Raw genomic sequence first — 15,702 nt, 5'->3', positions numbered from 1 at the left:
GCTGAACCGGCCTGCCCTGGCTGGCCATCACTGGCGGCACACCCGCTATTGCATGCTGATCTGGCCGTGGCCTAAAACGGTGCCAGTGGCAAAAGCCACATCGACCAGCGATATCTGGTAATCACTGATGGCGCGTATCTCTTTCAGCTGCGCTTCGCCCAGGCGGGTCAACGTTTCCAGCACTTCTGTCATGGTGCGCAGGCCTTCATTAAACTGCTTGAGCTCGGCTTCGTAGTTGATGCCGGCGATCAGCACCTGCTGGCGCGCGGCAATGATACGCTGCCAGTTCTGGTCTATCTTATCCAGCGCATCATGGATCTCGCGTTTCACTGTCAGCGTCTGCAGGGTCTTGGTGGTCAGGCGCTGCATGCGCTGCGCAACCGCCCTGTCCAGCTTGGCTTTACGCGCCTCATTGCTGACCGGCATCTCGAATTTCAGGCCAACTGACCAGTCGCGATAGCGGCCTTCGAACAGGTCCTGGCCGATATCGCTGAAGCGCTCGCCAGAGCCTGACAGTGCGCCATACTGGTAATCCAGCGAAAACATGGGCAAGGTCTGGTTCTGCAAATAATCGATCTGTATCAGGTCTGCGCTGAGTTTCAGCTCCTGGTCCAGCAACTCGATACGGCTATCCAGTGCGTCACGGATCAGGTGCGCGCGATCAAACTCGAACCTGACCAGATTAGGCGGGGTCGCCGGCACCCAGGGTGATTGCTTTTCCTGGTCGTCTGGCAGATCATTCAACAAAAACTGTAATTGGCGGTGGGCGAGCTTGAGGTTGGTTTCTGCCACGATGAGCGCTTCCATACGGTCAGCCACGCCTATCTCGGCGCGATTGACCTCCACTGCCGCAGTGAGCCCTTCCTGTACCCGGCGTTTCACCATGGACAGATTCTGGCTGGCATACTCGAACTGGTTCTTTCTGACATCCAGCGCCGCCCAGGCCTCGTACAACTCCCAATACGCCTTATCCACCATCGCCACTATGCGTATGGTCTGCAAACGCGTGCGTAACTGCACGCCATCCCTATCCAGCTCGGCGATGCGTATGCTGGCTTCATTGACATCACGGCCGGCGTTGCGTAATAAAGGCTGGCTGAATGAAAAGCGCAAGGCACTGCGGTATTGGTCACTGGCGAACTTGCCCAGGCTTTGCCGGTTTTCCAGCGGCGCACTCAGGGTCACGGTGCCGCCGGTACGCAACGGCACCTTGATCCCGGCCTCTACATCCCAGTATTCCTTTTTCTGCGCATCAAGATTCAGTTTCGCCAGTTCGCCATCCAGCAGCGGATTGTCAGATTTGAAGATCACCTTGTCACCTGACATGGCCGGAGTGTCTTTTTCAGCGTATTTGGCATAGGCAAAAATCACCTGATCGAACTTGGCCTGCTCTTCGCGCAATGACTGCCTGGCCAGTTCCGGGTCCATACGGACGACTTTTACCTGCAGGTTATTTTGCAGTGCACGCTGACGGATATCGGTGATGGTGACCTGCTGGCCGGATGCTTCGGGCAGCATGCTATCGTCTTCGGGGTTATCAAACGGTTGCAGCGCGCGCTTGAGGTCGACGGCGACGGCCGGCCTGCGTTGCTGCTGCTTGATGGCGTCGTGCAGCGGCTGTGCCGGTTGCTGGCTGTAGTTTTCCAGTGTCCGGCCTTCGGGTTTCTGCAAACGCTGGCGGGTGCGGGTATCACTGACTTCTTCAGCGCAGGCCAGATTGCCTATGCTGATCAGCAGGCACAGGCTGGCAGGGAGTGACCACTGCCTGAAACCGACTTTGCGCTTCATGCCGGTTTGCCTGCGCCGGTGTTCAACGGTGCCTGCTCATGCGGGATACGTGGCGGGAAGCCGTTCAGCAAACGCCAGATCTCGTAGCCTATGGTCACGCGTTCCAGCAATACCCAGCCTTTGGCACTGATGCCCTGCCGCAGAAAGCGCGGTGAAGGCCATTCTGGTGAACCGGGTTTGTGCACCACCATGATGCGGAAATGCCCGCTGCCATTATCGGTAGGGTCAACAAAAGAGATCTCGCCTTCAAACGTGCCAACGCCGACCTGCGCCCAGCCTGGCACCTGAATGGCAGGCCAGCCTTCGAATTCCAGCCTGACTACACTTTTCTGCGTGATCAGCGGCGCGTCGCGGCCATCTACCCATAGTTCGACCGCCCGTTGCGAGGTATGCGGTACGATCACCAGTAAAGGGTCGCCCTGCTTGATGATTTGCGATTGCGAGTTCACCGGCAGGCGGAAGATAGTGCCGTCACGCGGGGCGACGATCTTTTGCATGTTTTGCCGTGCCAAGGAGATCTCGGAGCTATGCAGACTGTTTTCACTATCCGCCATTTCGCCTTTGATCTTGTTGATGGTCGCCGAAGTCGAATCCAGGTAGGCCTGGGTATCCGAGCGTATCTGCTGGATATCGGCACCGGCAGAACTGGTTTCCGCTTTGGCCGATTGCCATTGTGCCTGCGCCGCACTCAGGTTACGGCTGGCAATGATATGGTCGCGCTCGGCCACTTCGAGGTCACGTTTAGACACCAGCCCGTCACCAAACAAGCGTTGCAGACGCGCCACCTGCAAGCTGGCTGCATCCAGGGTCGCCTGGGCAGAATTGACCGCCTCCTGGCTGCTGCGTATCTTCTGGTTGGCCACATCGAGCTTGTATTGCGCGGCCGAGATCTTGGCATCGCGGGCAGAAGTCAGGCTTTGCTTTTGCAGCTCATAGGCACTCAATTCGTCCTGCTTGGCGGTGAACTTGCTTTGCAGATTATCGCGCTGCGCTTCCAGACGCTGCTTGAAATTAGGGTCGGTATCGCTGATCTCCAGCAGCAGGTCGCCTTCTTTCACCTGCGTGCCTTCTTGTACATGCCAGCGATTGATCAGCCCGCTGACCGGCGCATCTATGGTTTGCACGCGTTCTGAAGGTGAATAAGCGGTGACTTTGCCCAGCGCGGTCACGTTTTGCTGCCAGGGCAGGAACATAAACAGCGCCGGCAGCACCAGCAACAGCCAGGCCATACGCCTGATCCATAGCCGCAGCCGGTCTGGCGTCTCCACATCGCGCATCAGGGAGGTTTGCAAACTATTGAGCATGGCCAGCCCCTGACTTGCCATTGCTGGCATCCAGCGTGACCACCTGCTGGAATTGCTGCGCAATATGCTTGAAGCGCGTGGTCACGATCAGCATCCAGTTGGCTTCATAGCGTTTGAGCACGGTCAGCACCTGTTCCAGTTCATGCTGGGCCAGGCCATCCAGCAGCCCATCTATGATCATCAGGTCAGGCGCGCCTATCATGGCGCGCGCCAGCATCAGCCGTTGCAGCTGGGTGTAAGACATGGGTGCACCATAATCGGTGAGTTCGGTGTCTATACCGCGTTCCAGTTTGCTGATCTCATCCCACAGGCCCAGCACTTGCAACACCTCTATGATCTCATCGATCTCTATCTCGTTCCTGGTCAGACGCAGGTTCTCCAGTATGCTGCCCTGCTGCCACTCCATCTTGTTCGCCACCCCGATACGGTCGCGCAGGTGGTTCAGATCCAGTTGCCGCAGATCGATGCCGTTATAGGTCAGATGCCCTTGCTCAGGCTGCCGCATACCGGCGATCAGTTCCAGCAGCGTGCTTTTACCTGTGCCCAGGGCGCCGAGAACCGCCAGGCTTTGCCCGCGTTGCACAGTAAAGTTGAGCTGGTTGACCAGCGCGGTCTGGTGGTGATGGTTAAAGCTCAGGTCTATCGCCTGCAACTGGTGATAGCCATCGCCATTCGATCTATGCTGGCCTGAGGATTCCACCGGCAATGTCTCCAGTACGCCCAACTTATCAACCGCCGCCAGCAGGTCGTAAAAATATTCCAGCTTGGTGATAAAACGCACAAAAGCCGACAGCACGCCAAAAATGATCAGCTCGGCTGCCACAAACTGGCCAAGGTTGATCTGCCCCTTGATCACCAGCGTACCGCCCAGCACCAGCATGGCTGTGCCTATCACCGCATACATACTTACCGCACTGATAAGCTGCGTCATTAATACTTTAAAATGTGCACTTCTGGCATCCAGGTAATATTCAGCCAGGTGTTCAGTCGTATCCCGCGTGCGTTGTCTGGCACCATAGAATTTGGATAGCCATTTGTTACGCGCAATATTCTCCAGCCAGGCCGCCATCGTATATTTGGCCTTGGATTCCTGCACCGCAGTCAGCTCAGCCTGTTTGCCCAGCCAGAAGATCACCGCCCACAGCACCACCAGCATGATGATGACCAGGATGCCGAAATACAGGCTGTAAAAAAGCAGCACTATGCTGCCTATCAGGCCTTGCAGTAAGGCGGTCAGACCTATGGTGAGCAGAGTCGCCACCGATTTCTGCACCGTCTGGATATCGAAATAGCGATTGACCAGCTCTACCGGGTTATTTTTGTCATAGACAGAGATATGGATCTGCTGGGTGTTCTGCGCGATCAGCAAGCTGCTGCGTATAAAGATACGGCGCTGTATCAATTCGACCAGGAAACTCTCGATCGCATAAATGGCACCGGAAAGCGCCAGCAGGCAAAACAGGATAAAGCCGACCACATATAGCGGTTGCAGTACACCGCCCATGGTGACGAGATTGACCATGGTTTGCACCGCAACAGGCGTCGCGATGCCCAACAGGCCGTAGCCCATGGTGAGGTAAACCAATAACAGGATGTCCTGCTTTTCAAAACTGATTAGTTGGGAAACTCGTTGAAGAGGCGTTAATTCCGACTGTGCTTTTGCCATAATAAAGTTATTGTAATTCAGGCCCACTGCATTGGTAACCCTGCACTGCATTAAGTTCAAAAAAAAACGGCTCTGAAAGAGCCGTTTTCCCTAGCCGGCCTGCGGTCACAGGCGGCTAATTCTGATGATTACAAGCTATATGCACGTTCGCCATGCTCAGTTGTATCCAGGCCTTCGCGCTCGTACTCTTCGCTGACACGCAGACCAACCACCACATCAACGATTTTGTACAGGATCACGCTCACGACACCAGTCCAGATCAGTGTCACTACCACCGCGATGATCTGCGTAGTGACCTGGCCGCCCATGGTCACGCCTTCAGCGTAGCCCACACCGCCCAAGCCAGGTGCCATCAACACACCAGTGCCTACAGCACCCCAGATACCAGCCAGACCGTGCACGCCGAATACATCCAGAGAGTCGTCGTAACCCAGTGCGCCTTTCAGCTTGGTCACGCCCCACAGGCTGATAAAGCTGGCCGTGAAACCGAGGATGATAGAACCCATAGGGCCGATGAAACCACATGCAGGAGTGATCGCAACCAGGCCGGCAACAGCACCTGAAGCAGCACCCAGCATGCTAGGCTTGCCTCTGAACAACCATTCAGCAAAGATCCAGCCCAATACTGCAGCAGCCGTTGCCAGTTGTGTATTCACCAGCACCATACCGGCAGTCGCATCCGCAGCCAGTTCGCTACCTACGTTAAAGCCGAACCAACCCACCCACAGTAATGAAGCACCTATCATGGTCATCACTAGGTTATGCGGAGGCATGGCTTCTTTACCGTAACCGATACGTTTGCCCAACATCAATGCGCCGACCAATGCAGCTACACCAGCGTTGATGTGCACCACGGTACCACCAGCAAAGTCTTTGGCACCCAGTTCGGCCAGGTAACCACCACCCCACACCATGTGCGCGATTGGAATGTAGGCGAATGTCACCCACAAAGCAGTAAACAGCAGCACCGCAGAGAACTTGATACGCTCGGCAAAACCACCAACAATCAGTGCAGGCGTCAGCGCAGCAAAAATCATCTGAAAGGTCAGGAACACATATTCAGGGATGGTGCCAGTCAGGCTTTCAGTGGTGATGCCAGACAGAAACGCCTTGCTTAAGCCACCGATGATCATATTGCCTTCAGTAAAGGTCAGGCTGTAGCCATAAGCCGCCCACAACACAGAGATCAGTGAGAACACCACAAACACCTGCATCAATACCGAGAGCATGTTTTTCTGACGTACCAGGCCACCGTAGAACAGTGCCAAACCAGGGATAGTCATCAGGATCACCAGCACAGTTGCGATAATCATGAAGGCGGTATTACCGACATCCAGCGTCGCAGGTGCTTCGGCGGCGGCCTCAGCGGGCGCGGCTTCTGCTGCTGGCGCTTCGGCTGCAGGTGCAGCATCAGGCGTCACGGTTTCCGTCACTGTCACAGTCTCTGTCACAGTCTCTTCAGCGTAGCTGACTGGAATTGCTGCCAGACCCATCAGGGCGACCAGCGAGAATACAGAAAGAATTTTCTTCATAGCTGAAGCCCTCTCTTATAACGCATCCGGACCGGTCTCACCGGTGCGGATACGATAAACTTGTTCCAAATCGAAGACAAATACTTTGCCATCGCCAATCTTGCCGGTCGCTGCTGCTTTCTCGATGGCATCCACCACCTGGTCCAGCATGTCATCTTTAATAGCCACTTCGAGTTTTACTTTTGGCAAAAAGTCTACGACATATTCGGCGCCACGATACAACTCGGTATGCCCCTTTTGGCGTCCAAACCCCTTTACTTCAGTGACGGTGATGCCTTGTACCCCAATGTTGGACAAAGCTTCACGCACCTCATCAAGCTTGAACGGCTTGATTATTGCGGACACAAATTTCATTTGCTTCTCCTGTTGTTGACTCTGGCAGGCACCGTGCCCGCCAGATGTGTTTACAGCACTTGTGTTTACAGACGACTTAGAAAGTACGAGTCAGTGTCAACACCAAACGACCTTCGTTCAGATCTTTACTCTGTGCACGTACGCTATCGCCTTTACCGTTAAAGCTGGTACCGCCGTAACCGTTCTCGCCCCAGTACTGTTTGTTGCTGGCGCCTACATAGTAGATACCGCCGTTCCAGCCTTCAGAAGCACCGATCTTGAACGCTTTGCTCAAACCGATCTTGTAGTCAGTGTAATCAGGGCTGGAAGCGCCTGAGAAACTTGAACTCGGCAAATTACCATTGCTAGCAAACTCTGTATCCAGTTTACCATTTACGTTCAACTGACCTACGTGACCAACCAGTGTCAGGTCCCACCATGGCAATGGATAGTTCGCGTTCACTTCAAAGTAAGTACTGCCTTTGGTGCTGCCATCCCAGCCGGTCGCGCGCTCGGCACCGAACCAGTCAGTCAGGGTCACAGACATCTTGGCACTCACCCAGCCATAAGCCAGACCGAAGTTGACTTCAGCGGTATCCCAGCGGCCACCGCGTGGTGTCAATACAGTGTTTGCACCATCTGGTCCAGTTGAAGCAGAGCCTCTGTATTTTTTCCATGAACCACCTGGATACAGGTAACCGATCAAACCGACACTGTAGCCTAAACCTTCAATACCAGGTACGGCACCATTATAACCACCATAAACATCGACTTCAGCCGTTGCATCAGGAAAAGTGTTAGGTGTGACGTTAGAACCCCAGGCACCGACATAAAAGCCGCTGTCGTGCGTAATGTCCAGGCCACCTTGTACAGAAGGTTTATGCCAGTTTTGTGAAATACCACGCGCGTAGTAATCAGACACGAAGCCGATGTTGGCTGTCGCTGCCCAAGAAGATTTTTCCTCTTTTGTTTCTTCAGCCGCATAGGAAACTTGTGCCAGTGACAAAGTGCCTAATACTGCAGTAAGCAAAATAGATTGACGCATCTATGAGTCCTCTCTCTATAAAAGTCTTGATCGAATTGTTGTAAACGATAATGAAACAACATTGACGACTAAGCAAAGCATGTGCCAATATATATAAACCTTTAAAATCATATAGTTATGATATTTATATAAAAATATAACTATCAATACTTGTATAAGTAATTGATTTTTATTGATTTATATAAATTAATTACGGATAAAACCTGGCTGTCCAGCGGCCAGACATGCTAGAATTAAAGAAAAAGGAGCGCTGCACCATGCTGTTTTCAAACGAGAGAATCAAAGAATTATCTTTTAAAATCAAACAATTAATTGAATCAAGCCCAATTTCAGAGCTTGAATCTAACATTCATGCACTAATTCAGGGCGTGCTCACCAAAATGGAACTTGTTTCGCGTGAGGAATTTGATATCCAGTCGGCTTTGCTCGCCCGCACCCAGCAACAATTACGTGACCTGGAACAAAAGATCAGCGCCTTGGAACAAGGTCAGGCGCAGGCACAGGCAACAGAAAGTAAAAAATAATTTACAATTGTTAGCATTCCGTTAAGCAGGAGTGCAACATGAGTCTGGCCGTTTTATACAGTCGCGCCCTGAGCGGCATGCAAGCACCTGAAGTGGTAGTAGAGGTACATTTAGCCAACGGCTTGCCCAGCTTTACCATCGTCGGCCTGCCTGAAACCGAGGTCAAAGAGAGTAAAGACCGCGTTCGCGCAGCTATTTTGACTGCGCAATTCGAATTCCCCGCCAGGCGTATCACTGTCAACCTTGCGCCTGCCGATCTGCCCAAGGAAGGTGGCCGTTATGATCTGCCCATCGCGCTGGGTATTCTGGCCGCCTCGGGCCAGCTGCCAAAAAAACATTTAGCCAGTTATGTGATTGCCGGTGAACTGGCGCTCACAGGCGCACTCAGGCCGATACGCGGCGCGCTAGCCATGACTTACCAACTGCGGCAGGACAGCCGGAATATCCGCGCCGCGATCCTGCCCCAAGAGAGTGCATACGAGGCCAGCCTGGTCGAAGGCTCGACTATTTATGCGGCGGATAGCCTGCTTGCGGTGTGTGCGCATTTATCTGAAAAACAGGCTTTGCCGCAGCAACCAGCCCTGACCCACATTGCAGCGCCCATGCTGGCAGATTACTGCGAAGTGAAAGGCCAGCTGCGGGCCAAACGTGCGCTGGAACTGGCAGCCGCCGGACAGCACAGTGTATTGATGAGCGGCCCGCCCGGCACCGGCAAAAGTATGCTGGCGCATCGCTTTATCAGCATATTGCCCGCCATGACTACGCAGGAGGCGCTGGAGAGCGCGGCGATATTGTCATTGAACAGCCAGTTTCCTGCAGCCAGCTGGAAACAACGTCCGCTTCGCGCGCCGCACCATACCGCTTCTGCGGTGGCATTAGTCGGCGGCGGCAGCGTGCCGCGCCCCGGCGAAATCAGCCTTGCCCACCATGGCGTGTTATTTCTTGATGAGTTGGTCATTTGACTTTTTATAAGAAATTGTCCATATTTAAAATAATCATTTATAAACAATAGTTTGATTGAATATTTATTTTTAAAAATATGCAGACAATGATCAACACTAAAACATGTATCGTTGAATACCCTATTCAAGCTATAAGCCCAGCTGTTATACAGCTTATAAATGAATGCAGTTTAGATTTTAATATTGGCAGCAGAAACAATATTCCTTCGATCATAAGAACATTTGAATGTTTTCTTCAAATTACAGATCAGAAACTTAATTCATCAACTTTAAGAAAACCAAAGTTCGCTAAATTGTGTATCCAATATGTGGGAGCTATGTATGATCCAGATCTATTCGATATAAAAATTGGACGTAAATATGATCTATTGATCGTATTTATAAAGCTGATTAAAAGTTTAGCTTTGAGATTAAAAGCTTTCCCATTTCCACAATTGAAGATAACCAAAAACAAAATAACCGATGATGTATTTAAATGTATTAACGCATTCAAAAAAATCAAATTAAACGAAGACAATTTATGGATCTGGAGAGGATGGCCTTGTGAAAATAAAAATCAAGCGACTTCTTGGCCAAATCTTTTTCCCCTTTATGATCGTTTTGGAAAGCATTTCACGGAGTCATTTTACAAAGCATGTAAGGACTACATGCGCGGAAGAGCTGGTACACGTATCCCATGCATACGAAGCTTAATTAATTTTATTGCGTCGTATCCCGAACCTCTTAAAGTAGAAGATTTTAATTGTCCAGAATTTATGGGGGCTTTTTGGAGAAAATTTCTCAAGTTCTACATAATCACCGAGTTTGATGATGGAAATGGCATGAAAATTTCCACTATAACCGCTAGATGGCGTCATCATTTTAAATTTTTCGTTGAAACATATTTAAACGAGTCGGAGTATTTTAGTAAGCCTTGGGGGGAGTTTCCATTACCACCCGCCAAAAATTTAATCGGCTCAAATTCAAACGTAACCGTAAATGGCAATGGAGAGCTAGTAAAGACAAAACTCCTTACCGATATTCCATTAAACGTTAGCGATGAAGAAGCTTTGAAGTTGCTGTTTAAACAGATACAAACTGATGTTGATATTGCTACGGAATGGGCTACTTGGCAGGTTAATGACGTTTGGGAAAGATACCAATCGAGTTTGTCAATTAGTTTGAATGGCCAAATAATAACTAAAGGTAATTTAACCGGAGTTAATAACGGAAACAGATGGTTGACCGATAGAGCAAATCCACATCACCTGGATAACGCAGCTCGTACACTTTTTGAAAGAAATCATCTTCTTACTCCAGAAGCATTATTAATTATGCCTCGACCTCTAACCCAAACAGCAAAATCACTCGGCATGCCCATGACAGGGACTTTTTTACCTCACTGCATATTATTAATTTCAAATCACCCAGTAATTACTTCATCATTTTTAGAAAACTTAGAACTGTTTGATAAGCATGGTCGCTTAACAGGGTTTGTTGAATCAGATGGGAACTATAAATTAGTTGGAGTTAAAAAAAGACGTGGATCACGATTAGCTCAACAAATCGTAATACTCAATGAAATAACAACCAAAGTTGTAAAGCAAATTATTGAATTGTCATCGCATATTAGGGAATACTTAAAACAAAGTAATGATGATAACTGGCGATATTTACTGCTTACATGCACCCAAGGTTTCACATACCCAACTCGAATTAACAAGCTTTCATCTGAAACACATTGCAAAGAGCGTAGATTAAATAATATTAACTCACTAAAGAACACGAGTGACCTGTCTTTAAATGATAGAAAAAAATACATTGAAAAATTTAATCTTTCATCCCTGAGGGCAAGTGCGGCTGTTCTTATTTATCTTAAAACCCAATGCATTGAAGACTTCTCAATAGCTTTAGGCCATGCAACGGTAAAACCTTTTTTAATAAAACGCTATTTACCAGAACCAATTTTGGCATTCTTTCAGGAAAGATGGATACGGATTTTTCAAACCGCCATCATTGTGGAGTCACTTAAAGAAAGTGAATTGTTATTTGAAGCCAGCGGTTTCAAAAGCATAGATCAACTCGACGCATTCTTTAAAGAGCATGCACTTAAACTACCGCCATCGGAAAGAGGAAATATAGATACAGTTAATGAGTTTAAATCTGCATCAAATCATATTTATTTTGGAGTGAACTCAATAATATTGACCCTAATGATTAGTTTACAAAAAGCAGTTGAACAAGCCACACGCTCTATTCATGCAAAAGCAAACTATTGGGCTGAGTTAACTAAATATCTAGTAAGTTATATCGAACTTAATGAATCACATCGACCTGATTTGCGTAATTATCTTGATGAAGCAAGAAGGCTCTCAAATCCATTAATCATGCAAGAACTTATCTATGATTAATCTGAACCTAACGCCTGAGGATCTGAGTTTTCTAAAATTGCTAGATTCAAACAGGCATGAAGAGTTTAGGCAATGCCAGTATTTAGTAACTAATTACGAAGCAAATATTTGGACATTTCGCTTTTCTAAACGTGAGAGTTACACATTAGATTTTAATGTCAGTTTAGATGATAAGAGTTTGCTCACAGAGACCAGAAATAAAACTCTCTTAAACTTACTAAAATCATGGATATGCATTCAAACCCATTACGATGTAACTGGCGTAGTCTCTTTACATTCGGGTTCAGCGTTTAATAACATCAGAATAGTTGTTGTATTAATTGATTACCTACTGTTGAATTCAGAACACTTCAAACTATCATTGTTTGGACTCAAAAATATTACAGAAAATGACCTTATAAATTTAATGGCTCAATTGGCAAGTTCAAATGAGTCAGCAATTGGTGTTTACCAATGGCCGTACGAACTTGAAAACTATTTGCGCGCGGAGTTAGCTGTCACAGACACTCAAAAACTACTTAACCTGGTAGTAGACAATCCATTATTAGGTACGGATATACCTGTCATTGAAGATCGGGTACTTAGCTTAAATGATGAAGAAATTGTTCTTGCTAGAGCTTTACTATGGAGCAGAGGCCAATATAAAGTCTTCAATATTAATCACTCGGAAGTATATTCATATCGCTATGCTCCAGACTCAGATAAATTAGGGAGAGTTTTATTTCCTAATACTTTGAGGGGTAAATCCATAAGCATGCTCCCACCTGAATTACTTCTATCTCCACTAGACATGTATGCGAAAGAATTTAAACGCGCTCCGGTTCGAAACGATGCAGAGAAAATCCTAAATGAATCTGTGTGGAACAATTACACAAAAGCTTTACGTTCTCTTGGTTTATTAAAAGAAATTTCAGATCAACTGCCGATCAGTGCACTCAACGCTTTTACTAGCTCAGCTGGCAAGAATCATTTTTCACTATCGATTAAAGGTCGCTACGCAACTCTTCCCCCAGAGTTAGTACTTAACTCACTTCGTAAAGCCATGGAATTTTGCTTCTCTTACGGACCAGATATTTTGAATAGCGTTTTGAATGTAATTACCGATGTCAAAAGATTAAACCTCTCAAAAAAAAGATTCGGCCCTTATATGGATGTGAGTCCATTTATTACGCCCAAACTTTCACAAATTGGCGTGATAGTTTGGAATCTTAAACAAGAAATAAACGGACTGAATCAATCTAGTGAGCATCGCATTTCTACATACGATTTTTTCACCCGTATGAGAAAAAATGAAGGCTTATACGAGCTTTTGAGGGTGTATTTTGGTGCTGTGCAATTTTGTGTTGGAACGTTGATGGCCCGAAGACAAGATGAATTAATAAAACTTGTTTCTGGGAAAGTATTAGATAAGGACAAAAGAAATCTTATCTTTGACAACGGAAAATCTGGCACAGGTGAAATTAGGGTAAAAGAGGCTAGACCAGTTCCAGATGTTGTCGTAAAACTAATAGAACAAATTGAAAATTTTCATGAGAAACTTCGTCAAATCGGTGCAACCAATCAAAAAGTTCAACTCTTCTCCTATCCTAGTTTGATTAATGGCAATTCTGTGCTTGTAACGACTAGTCGATACAACAGTAATCTTGAGATTTTTTGTGATTACATTCAAACACCCTTAAATGAAGAAGGAGAGCGTTACTACTTCCGCCAGCACCAATTAAGACGTTTTTTTTCAATGTTGTTTTTTTGGGGTAATTCATTTGGGAAAATGGATACTTTGCAGTGGTTTCTTGGACATACAGATATTCAACACTTATATCATTACATTACCGAAACAACTCCTGGGCATGTACTTATCGCATCTAAAGCATACTATGGATGTGAGTTGATTAAATCGAATCCTTTGGCATCTCCAATGCTTGCTGAATTAGTTGAAAAGCATTTCGGTACTAAACATTTCAGTGTACTAGATAGCGCAGAACTAATTGAATATATCGAAGAATTACAGGTAGATAACAGAGTCCAAATTGAACCAATTTTTTTTGATGGTCCCAAGGGTAAAACTTATCAAATTGCTATTCATGTAAATAGAATTTCGGAAGATTGATATATGGATAAAAGAATTGAGAAGAATTACCAGTCATTGCTTGCATTGAAGAGTTTGTTAGCTGAAATTAATCAACATCCTGCAAACTATCTTGAGCAAGAAAACGTATTGGCCGCCCTTAAATCGCAGGGCGCTTTATCAAAATATCTTGATGAATCGAGAGGTATTTATCCTTCATCTATCAATACCCAAAAAAGAACTGCGGAAACTATTATTGAAGGCGGTTATGAGACTGTTGATAAACTTAGATTGGCTGCCCAGTTATCAATTGAAAAGAAGTTTTATGAGAATAAACAGCCCAAAAAAGACTCTAAAACAGGCCTAAAAGCAACAATCGAGCATCAAAATGAGGAACTGTTACTAATTAGAAACGACTTACTACTATTAACTTTAGCCTTCCAAAAATCATTAGTTCAGGGATTAAATTACGCCACAAATGCTGATCATGCGACTTTAACTTTATGCAAAAAAGAGCAGAGAGAGTTACTAGATTTTCTGAGCCTTAGGAATAATGTACTCAACACTAATTTAGTGAGCATACATGAAGAAAAACTCTAAACTCTACACACTCACCTCTAATGAATTCGAGATGCCGCATTACGTAGACCTTCAGCATAAAGTCCATACTCGTAAAGCCAATGATATTCCAATGATGAGTTGGCCAGATGGCTCATGGTGTCTGCCAGCAAATATTTATATTCTAAACCTCTACGAAAAAGGTTTATCAAGACTTAATGAGGGCGGCACTATAAAAAGCTATGCGACAAATATAAGCCACCTCCTACGTTACGTCTACTACAATAAAATCGAGATTAATGAACTAACAGATAACGAATTTTGTTTATTCATAACAATGCTACAAGGCGAAAGAAATCAAAATAATCCTGAGGCTTTCGTTCGCGACGCCAATGCCGTCATAGCAATTGGGACTAACTGCTTGGATTTCCTTCATACAGTCGGAAAGTTATATCACAATCCAAATTTGATTGGCCCTGATGGACAAATAAGAGCTTTTGAAAAGCAAATTGAAATAAAACAGGAAGCTGTTAATAAGGGGCCTACAAAGGTTTATCGCAACTATTGGTCACATAGATCCTTTCCTAGTCCAGATCCCAAGAAAAAAAGACTACCTATTAGTTCGATAAATATTGAAAAATTAAGGCAGATTATTCTTCCTACAAGTTCATCAATTTTTTTACGTAAACGCCGCTATGTCATGCTAAAGCTACTTGAAATAACTGGTGGACGGCGTTCTGAAGTAGCTTCACTTACATGTAACAGTGTGCGTAATGCCATCAATATGGCTGAACCAATGCTCAAAATGATTACTGTAAAAAAAAGGAAACTTCATATTAGAGAAATTCCAATTGCTAAGCACGATATAGAATTTTTACTTGATTATATGGATACCAATAGGCGGCGTATTATTCGAAAAACATGTGGTCTAAGTAATGACGATGAATATCTTTTAGTAAGTGAAAGAACAGGAAAGAAAATAAGAGCAAACACCGTTACTCAAGAGGTTTCATATTTATCCAAGGCAGCCGAAATTACTGAAAAAACATGCCCTCATATGTTTAGGCATCGATTTATAACAAAGTTATTTGTTGCTTTAATTGAGCAGCATGAGTTTGAAACCACAGATAGTTTTAGACGTGCCTTATTAGATATGGAATCTATAAAACAAAAAATTCAGCAGCTTACTGGCCATACTAACCTTAAGTCTCTAGACGTTTATATTGACCTTGCATTCGATGAGTTAACTAATTTCAAATCCACTTTTGACATTGTTAATACTAAAAATGCAGTGAGTTCATTCAAGGGCACACTTAATCAGTTAAAAGAAGAACTCCTTAACGGTGGCTCATATACAGAGATATCAATGAAGTTAGGAAAATTTCTTGGAGCATTTGAAGCTGATCTAAATAGAACACTAATAGCTCCTGAAAAGTTATAAGGTTCTAACTATCATTGATCCCAGATATCACCATTCCATATATGCTTATCAATTAGAAGGCTAGCATCCAGTTCACAATTCGAGAAATTCGCAT

11 protein-coding genes and 1 pseudogene are annotated in these 15,702 nt (G+C 46.1%); 6 read left to right on the top strand and 6 right to left on the bottom strand.

Features of this window, described 5'->3' with window-relative positions; genetic code table 11:
- Positions 1-45 precede the first annotated feature (45 nt).
- From ACT6RZ_RS08995 to ACT6RZ_RS08970, 6 genes are all read right to left on the bottom strand, one after another.
- A complete protein-coding gene (locus ACT6RZ_RS08995; protein WP_444701786.1) occupies positions 46-1,788 on the bottom strand; it encodes a TolC family protein in 1,743 nt (580 codons plus the stop codon).
- Entirely contained in the window at positions 1,785-3,113 is a 1,329-nt protein-coding gene (locus ACT6RZ_RS08990; protein WP_444701785.1) for an HlyD family secretion protein, read from the bottom strand. The genes ACT6RZ_RS08995 and ACT6RZ_RS08990 overlap by 4 nt, the downstream gene beginning before the upstream one ends.
- The gene (locus ACT6RZ_RS08985; protein WP_444701784.1) at positions 3,082-4,758 is read right to left on the bottom strand and encodes an ATP-binding cassette domain-containing protein; all 1,677 of its coding nucleotides are present in this window, start codon (positions 4,756-4,758) and stop codon (positions 3,082-3,084) included. The genes ACT6RZ_RS08990 and ACT6RZ_RS08985 overlap by 32 nt, the downstream gene beginning before the upstream one ends.
- Positions 4,759-4,886: 128 nt before the next feature.
- Positions 4,887-6,290, bottom strand: a complete 1,404-nt coding sequence (locus ACT6RZ_RS08980; RefSeq protein WP_444701783.1) for an ammonium transporter — start codon at positions 6,288-6,290, stop codon at positions 4,887-4,889.
- 15 nt (positions 6,291-6,305) lie between these two features.
- On the bottom strand, positions 6,306-6,644 hold the full coding sequence (gene glnK / locus ACT6RZ_RS08975; protein WP_018986930.1) for a P-II family nitrogen regulator: 339 nt from the start codon (positions 6,642-6,644) through the stop codon (positions 6,306-6,308).
- A gap of 76 nt (positions 6,645-6,720) precedes the next feature.
- Positions 6,721-7,668, bottom strand: coding sequence for a TorF family putative porin (locus ACT6RZ_RS08970; RefSeq protein ID WP_444701782.1), 948 nt, complete (start codon positions 7,666-7,668; stop codon positions 6,721-6,723).
- A gap of 224 nt (positions 7,669-7,892) precedes the next feature.
- Between ACT6RZ_RS08970 and ACT6RZ_RS08965 the strand changes: the two genes are divergently transcribed.
- From ACT6RZ_RS08965 to ACT6RZ_RS08940, 6 genes and pseudogenes are all read left to right on the top strand, one after another.
- The gene (locus ACT6RZ_RS08965) at positions 7,893-8,192 is read left to right on the top strand and encodes an accessory factor UbiK family protein (RefSeq protein ID WP_444701781.1); all 300 of its coding nucleotides are present in this window, start codon (positions 7,893-7,895) and stop codon (positions 8,190-8,192) included.
- A 38-nt stretch (positions 8,193-8,230) separates the two neighbouring features.
- A pseudogene (locus tag ACT6RZ_RS08960) lies at positions 8,231-9,145 on the top strand (YifB family Mg chelatase-like AAA ATPase); the annotation flags it as partial.
- 95 nt (positions 9,146-9,240) lie between these two features.
- A complete protein-coding gene (locus ACT6RZ_RS08955; RefSeq protein ID WP_444701780.1) occupies positions 9,241-11,544 on the top strand; it encodes a hypothetical protein in 2,304 nt (767 codons plus the stop codon).
- Positions 11,537-13,651 (top strand): hypothetical protein, encoded by a 2,115-nt coding sequence (locus ACT6RZ_RS08950; protein ID WP_444701779.1) that lies wholly within the window; start codon positions 11,537-11,539, stop codon positions 13,649-13,651. The genes ACT6RZ_RS08955 and ACT6RZ_RS08950 overlap by 8 nt, the downstream gene beginning before the upstream one ends.
- Before the next feature lie 3 nt (positions 13,652-13,654).
- Positions 13,655-14,209 (top strand): hypothetical protein, encoded by a 555-nt coding sequence (locus ACT6RZ_RS08945; protein WP_444701778.1) that lies wholly within the window; start codon positions 13,655-13,657, stop codon positions 14,207-14,209.
- Positions 14,193-15,608, top strand: a complete 1,416-nt coding sequence (locus ACT6RZ_RS08940; protein ID WP_444701777.1) for a tyrosine-type recombinase/integrase — start codon at positions 14,193-14,195, stop codon at positions 15,606-15,608. Before ACT6RZ_RS08945 ends, ACT6RZ_RS08940 begins: the two co-directional genes overlap by 17 nt.
- Positions 15,609-15,702 lie beyond the last annotated feature (94 nt).

The sequence above is a fragment of the Methylophilus sp. genome (assembly GCF_052437885.1).
In the GTDB taxonomy this organism is placed as follows: Bacteria; Pseudomonadota; Gammaproteobacteria; order Burkholderiales; family Methylophilaceae; genus Methylophilus.
This window is presented reverse-complemented; position numbering and strand designations above follow the sequence as displayed.

What these genes read in the sequence shown, in the direction of transcription:
- ACT6RZ_RS08955 (WP_444701780.1), top strand. Translation starts at nt 9,241, where the DNA reads ATGATCAACACTAAAACATGTATCGTTGAATACCCTATTCAAGCTATA.
- ACT6RZ_RS08945 (WP_444701778.1), top strand. Translation starts at nt 13,655, where the DNA reads ATGGATAAAAGAATTGAGAAGAATTACCAGTCATTGCTTGCATTGAAG.
- ACT6RZ_RS08940 (WP_444701777.1), top strand. Translation starts at nt 14,193, where the DNA reads ATGAAGAAAAACTCTAAACTCTACACACTCACCTCTAATGAATTCGAG.
- ACT6RZ_RS08990 (WP_444701785.1), bottom strand. Translation starts at nt 3,113, where the DNA reads ATGGCAAGTCAGGGGCTGGCCATGCTCAATAGTTTGCAAACCTCCCTG.
- ACT6RZ_RS08965 (WP_444701781.1), top strand. Translation starts at nt 7,893, where the DNA reads ATGCTAGAATTAAAGAAAAAGGAGCGCTGCACCATGCTGTTTTCAAAC.
- ACT6RZ_RS08950 (WP_444701779.1), top strand. Translation starts at nt 11,537, where the DNA reads ATGATTAATCTGAACCTAACGCCTGAGGATCTGAGTTTTCTAAAATTG.
- ACT6RZ_RS08970 (WP_444701782.1), bottom strand. Translation starts at nt 7,668, where the DNA reads ATGCGTCAATCTATTTTGCTTACTGCAGTATTAGGCACTTTGTCACTG.
- glnK (WP_018986930.1), bottom strand. Translation starts at nt 6,644, where the DNA reads ATGAAATTTGTGTCCGCAATAATCAAGCCGTTCAAGCTTGATGAGGTG.
- ACT6RZ_RS08995 (WP_444701786.1), bottom strand. Translation starts at nt 1,788, where the DNA reads ATGAAGCGCAAAGTCGGTTTCAGGCAGTGGTCACTCCCTGCCAGCCTG.
- ACT6RZ_RS08985 (WP_444701784.1), bottom strand. Translation starts at nt 4,758, where the DNA reads ATGGCAAAAGCACAGTCGGAATTAACGCCTCTTCAACGAGTTTCCCAA.
- ACT6RZ_RS08980 (WP_444701783.1), bottom strand. Translation starts at nt 6,290, where the DNA reads ATGAAGAAAATTCTTTCTGTATTCTCGCTGGTCGCCCTGATGGGTCTG.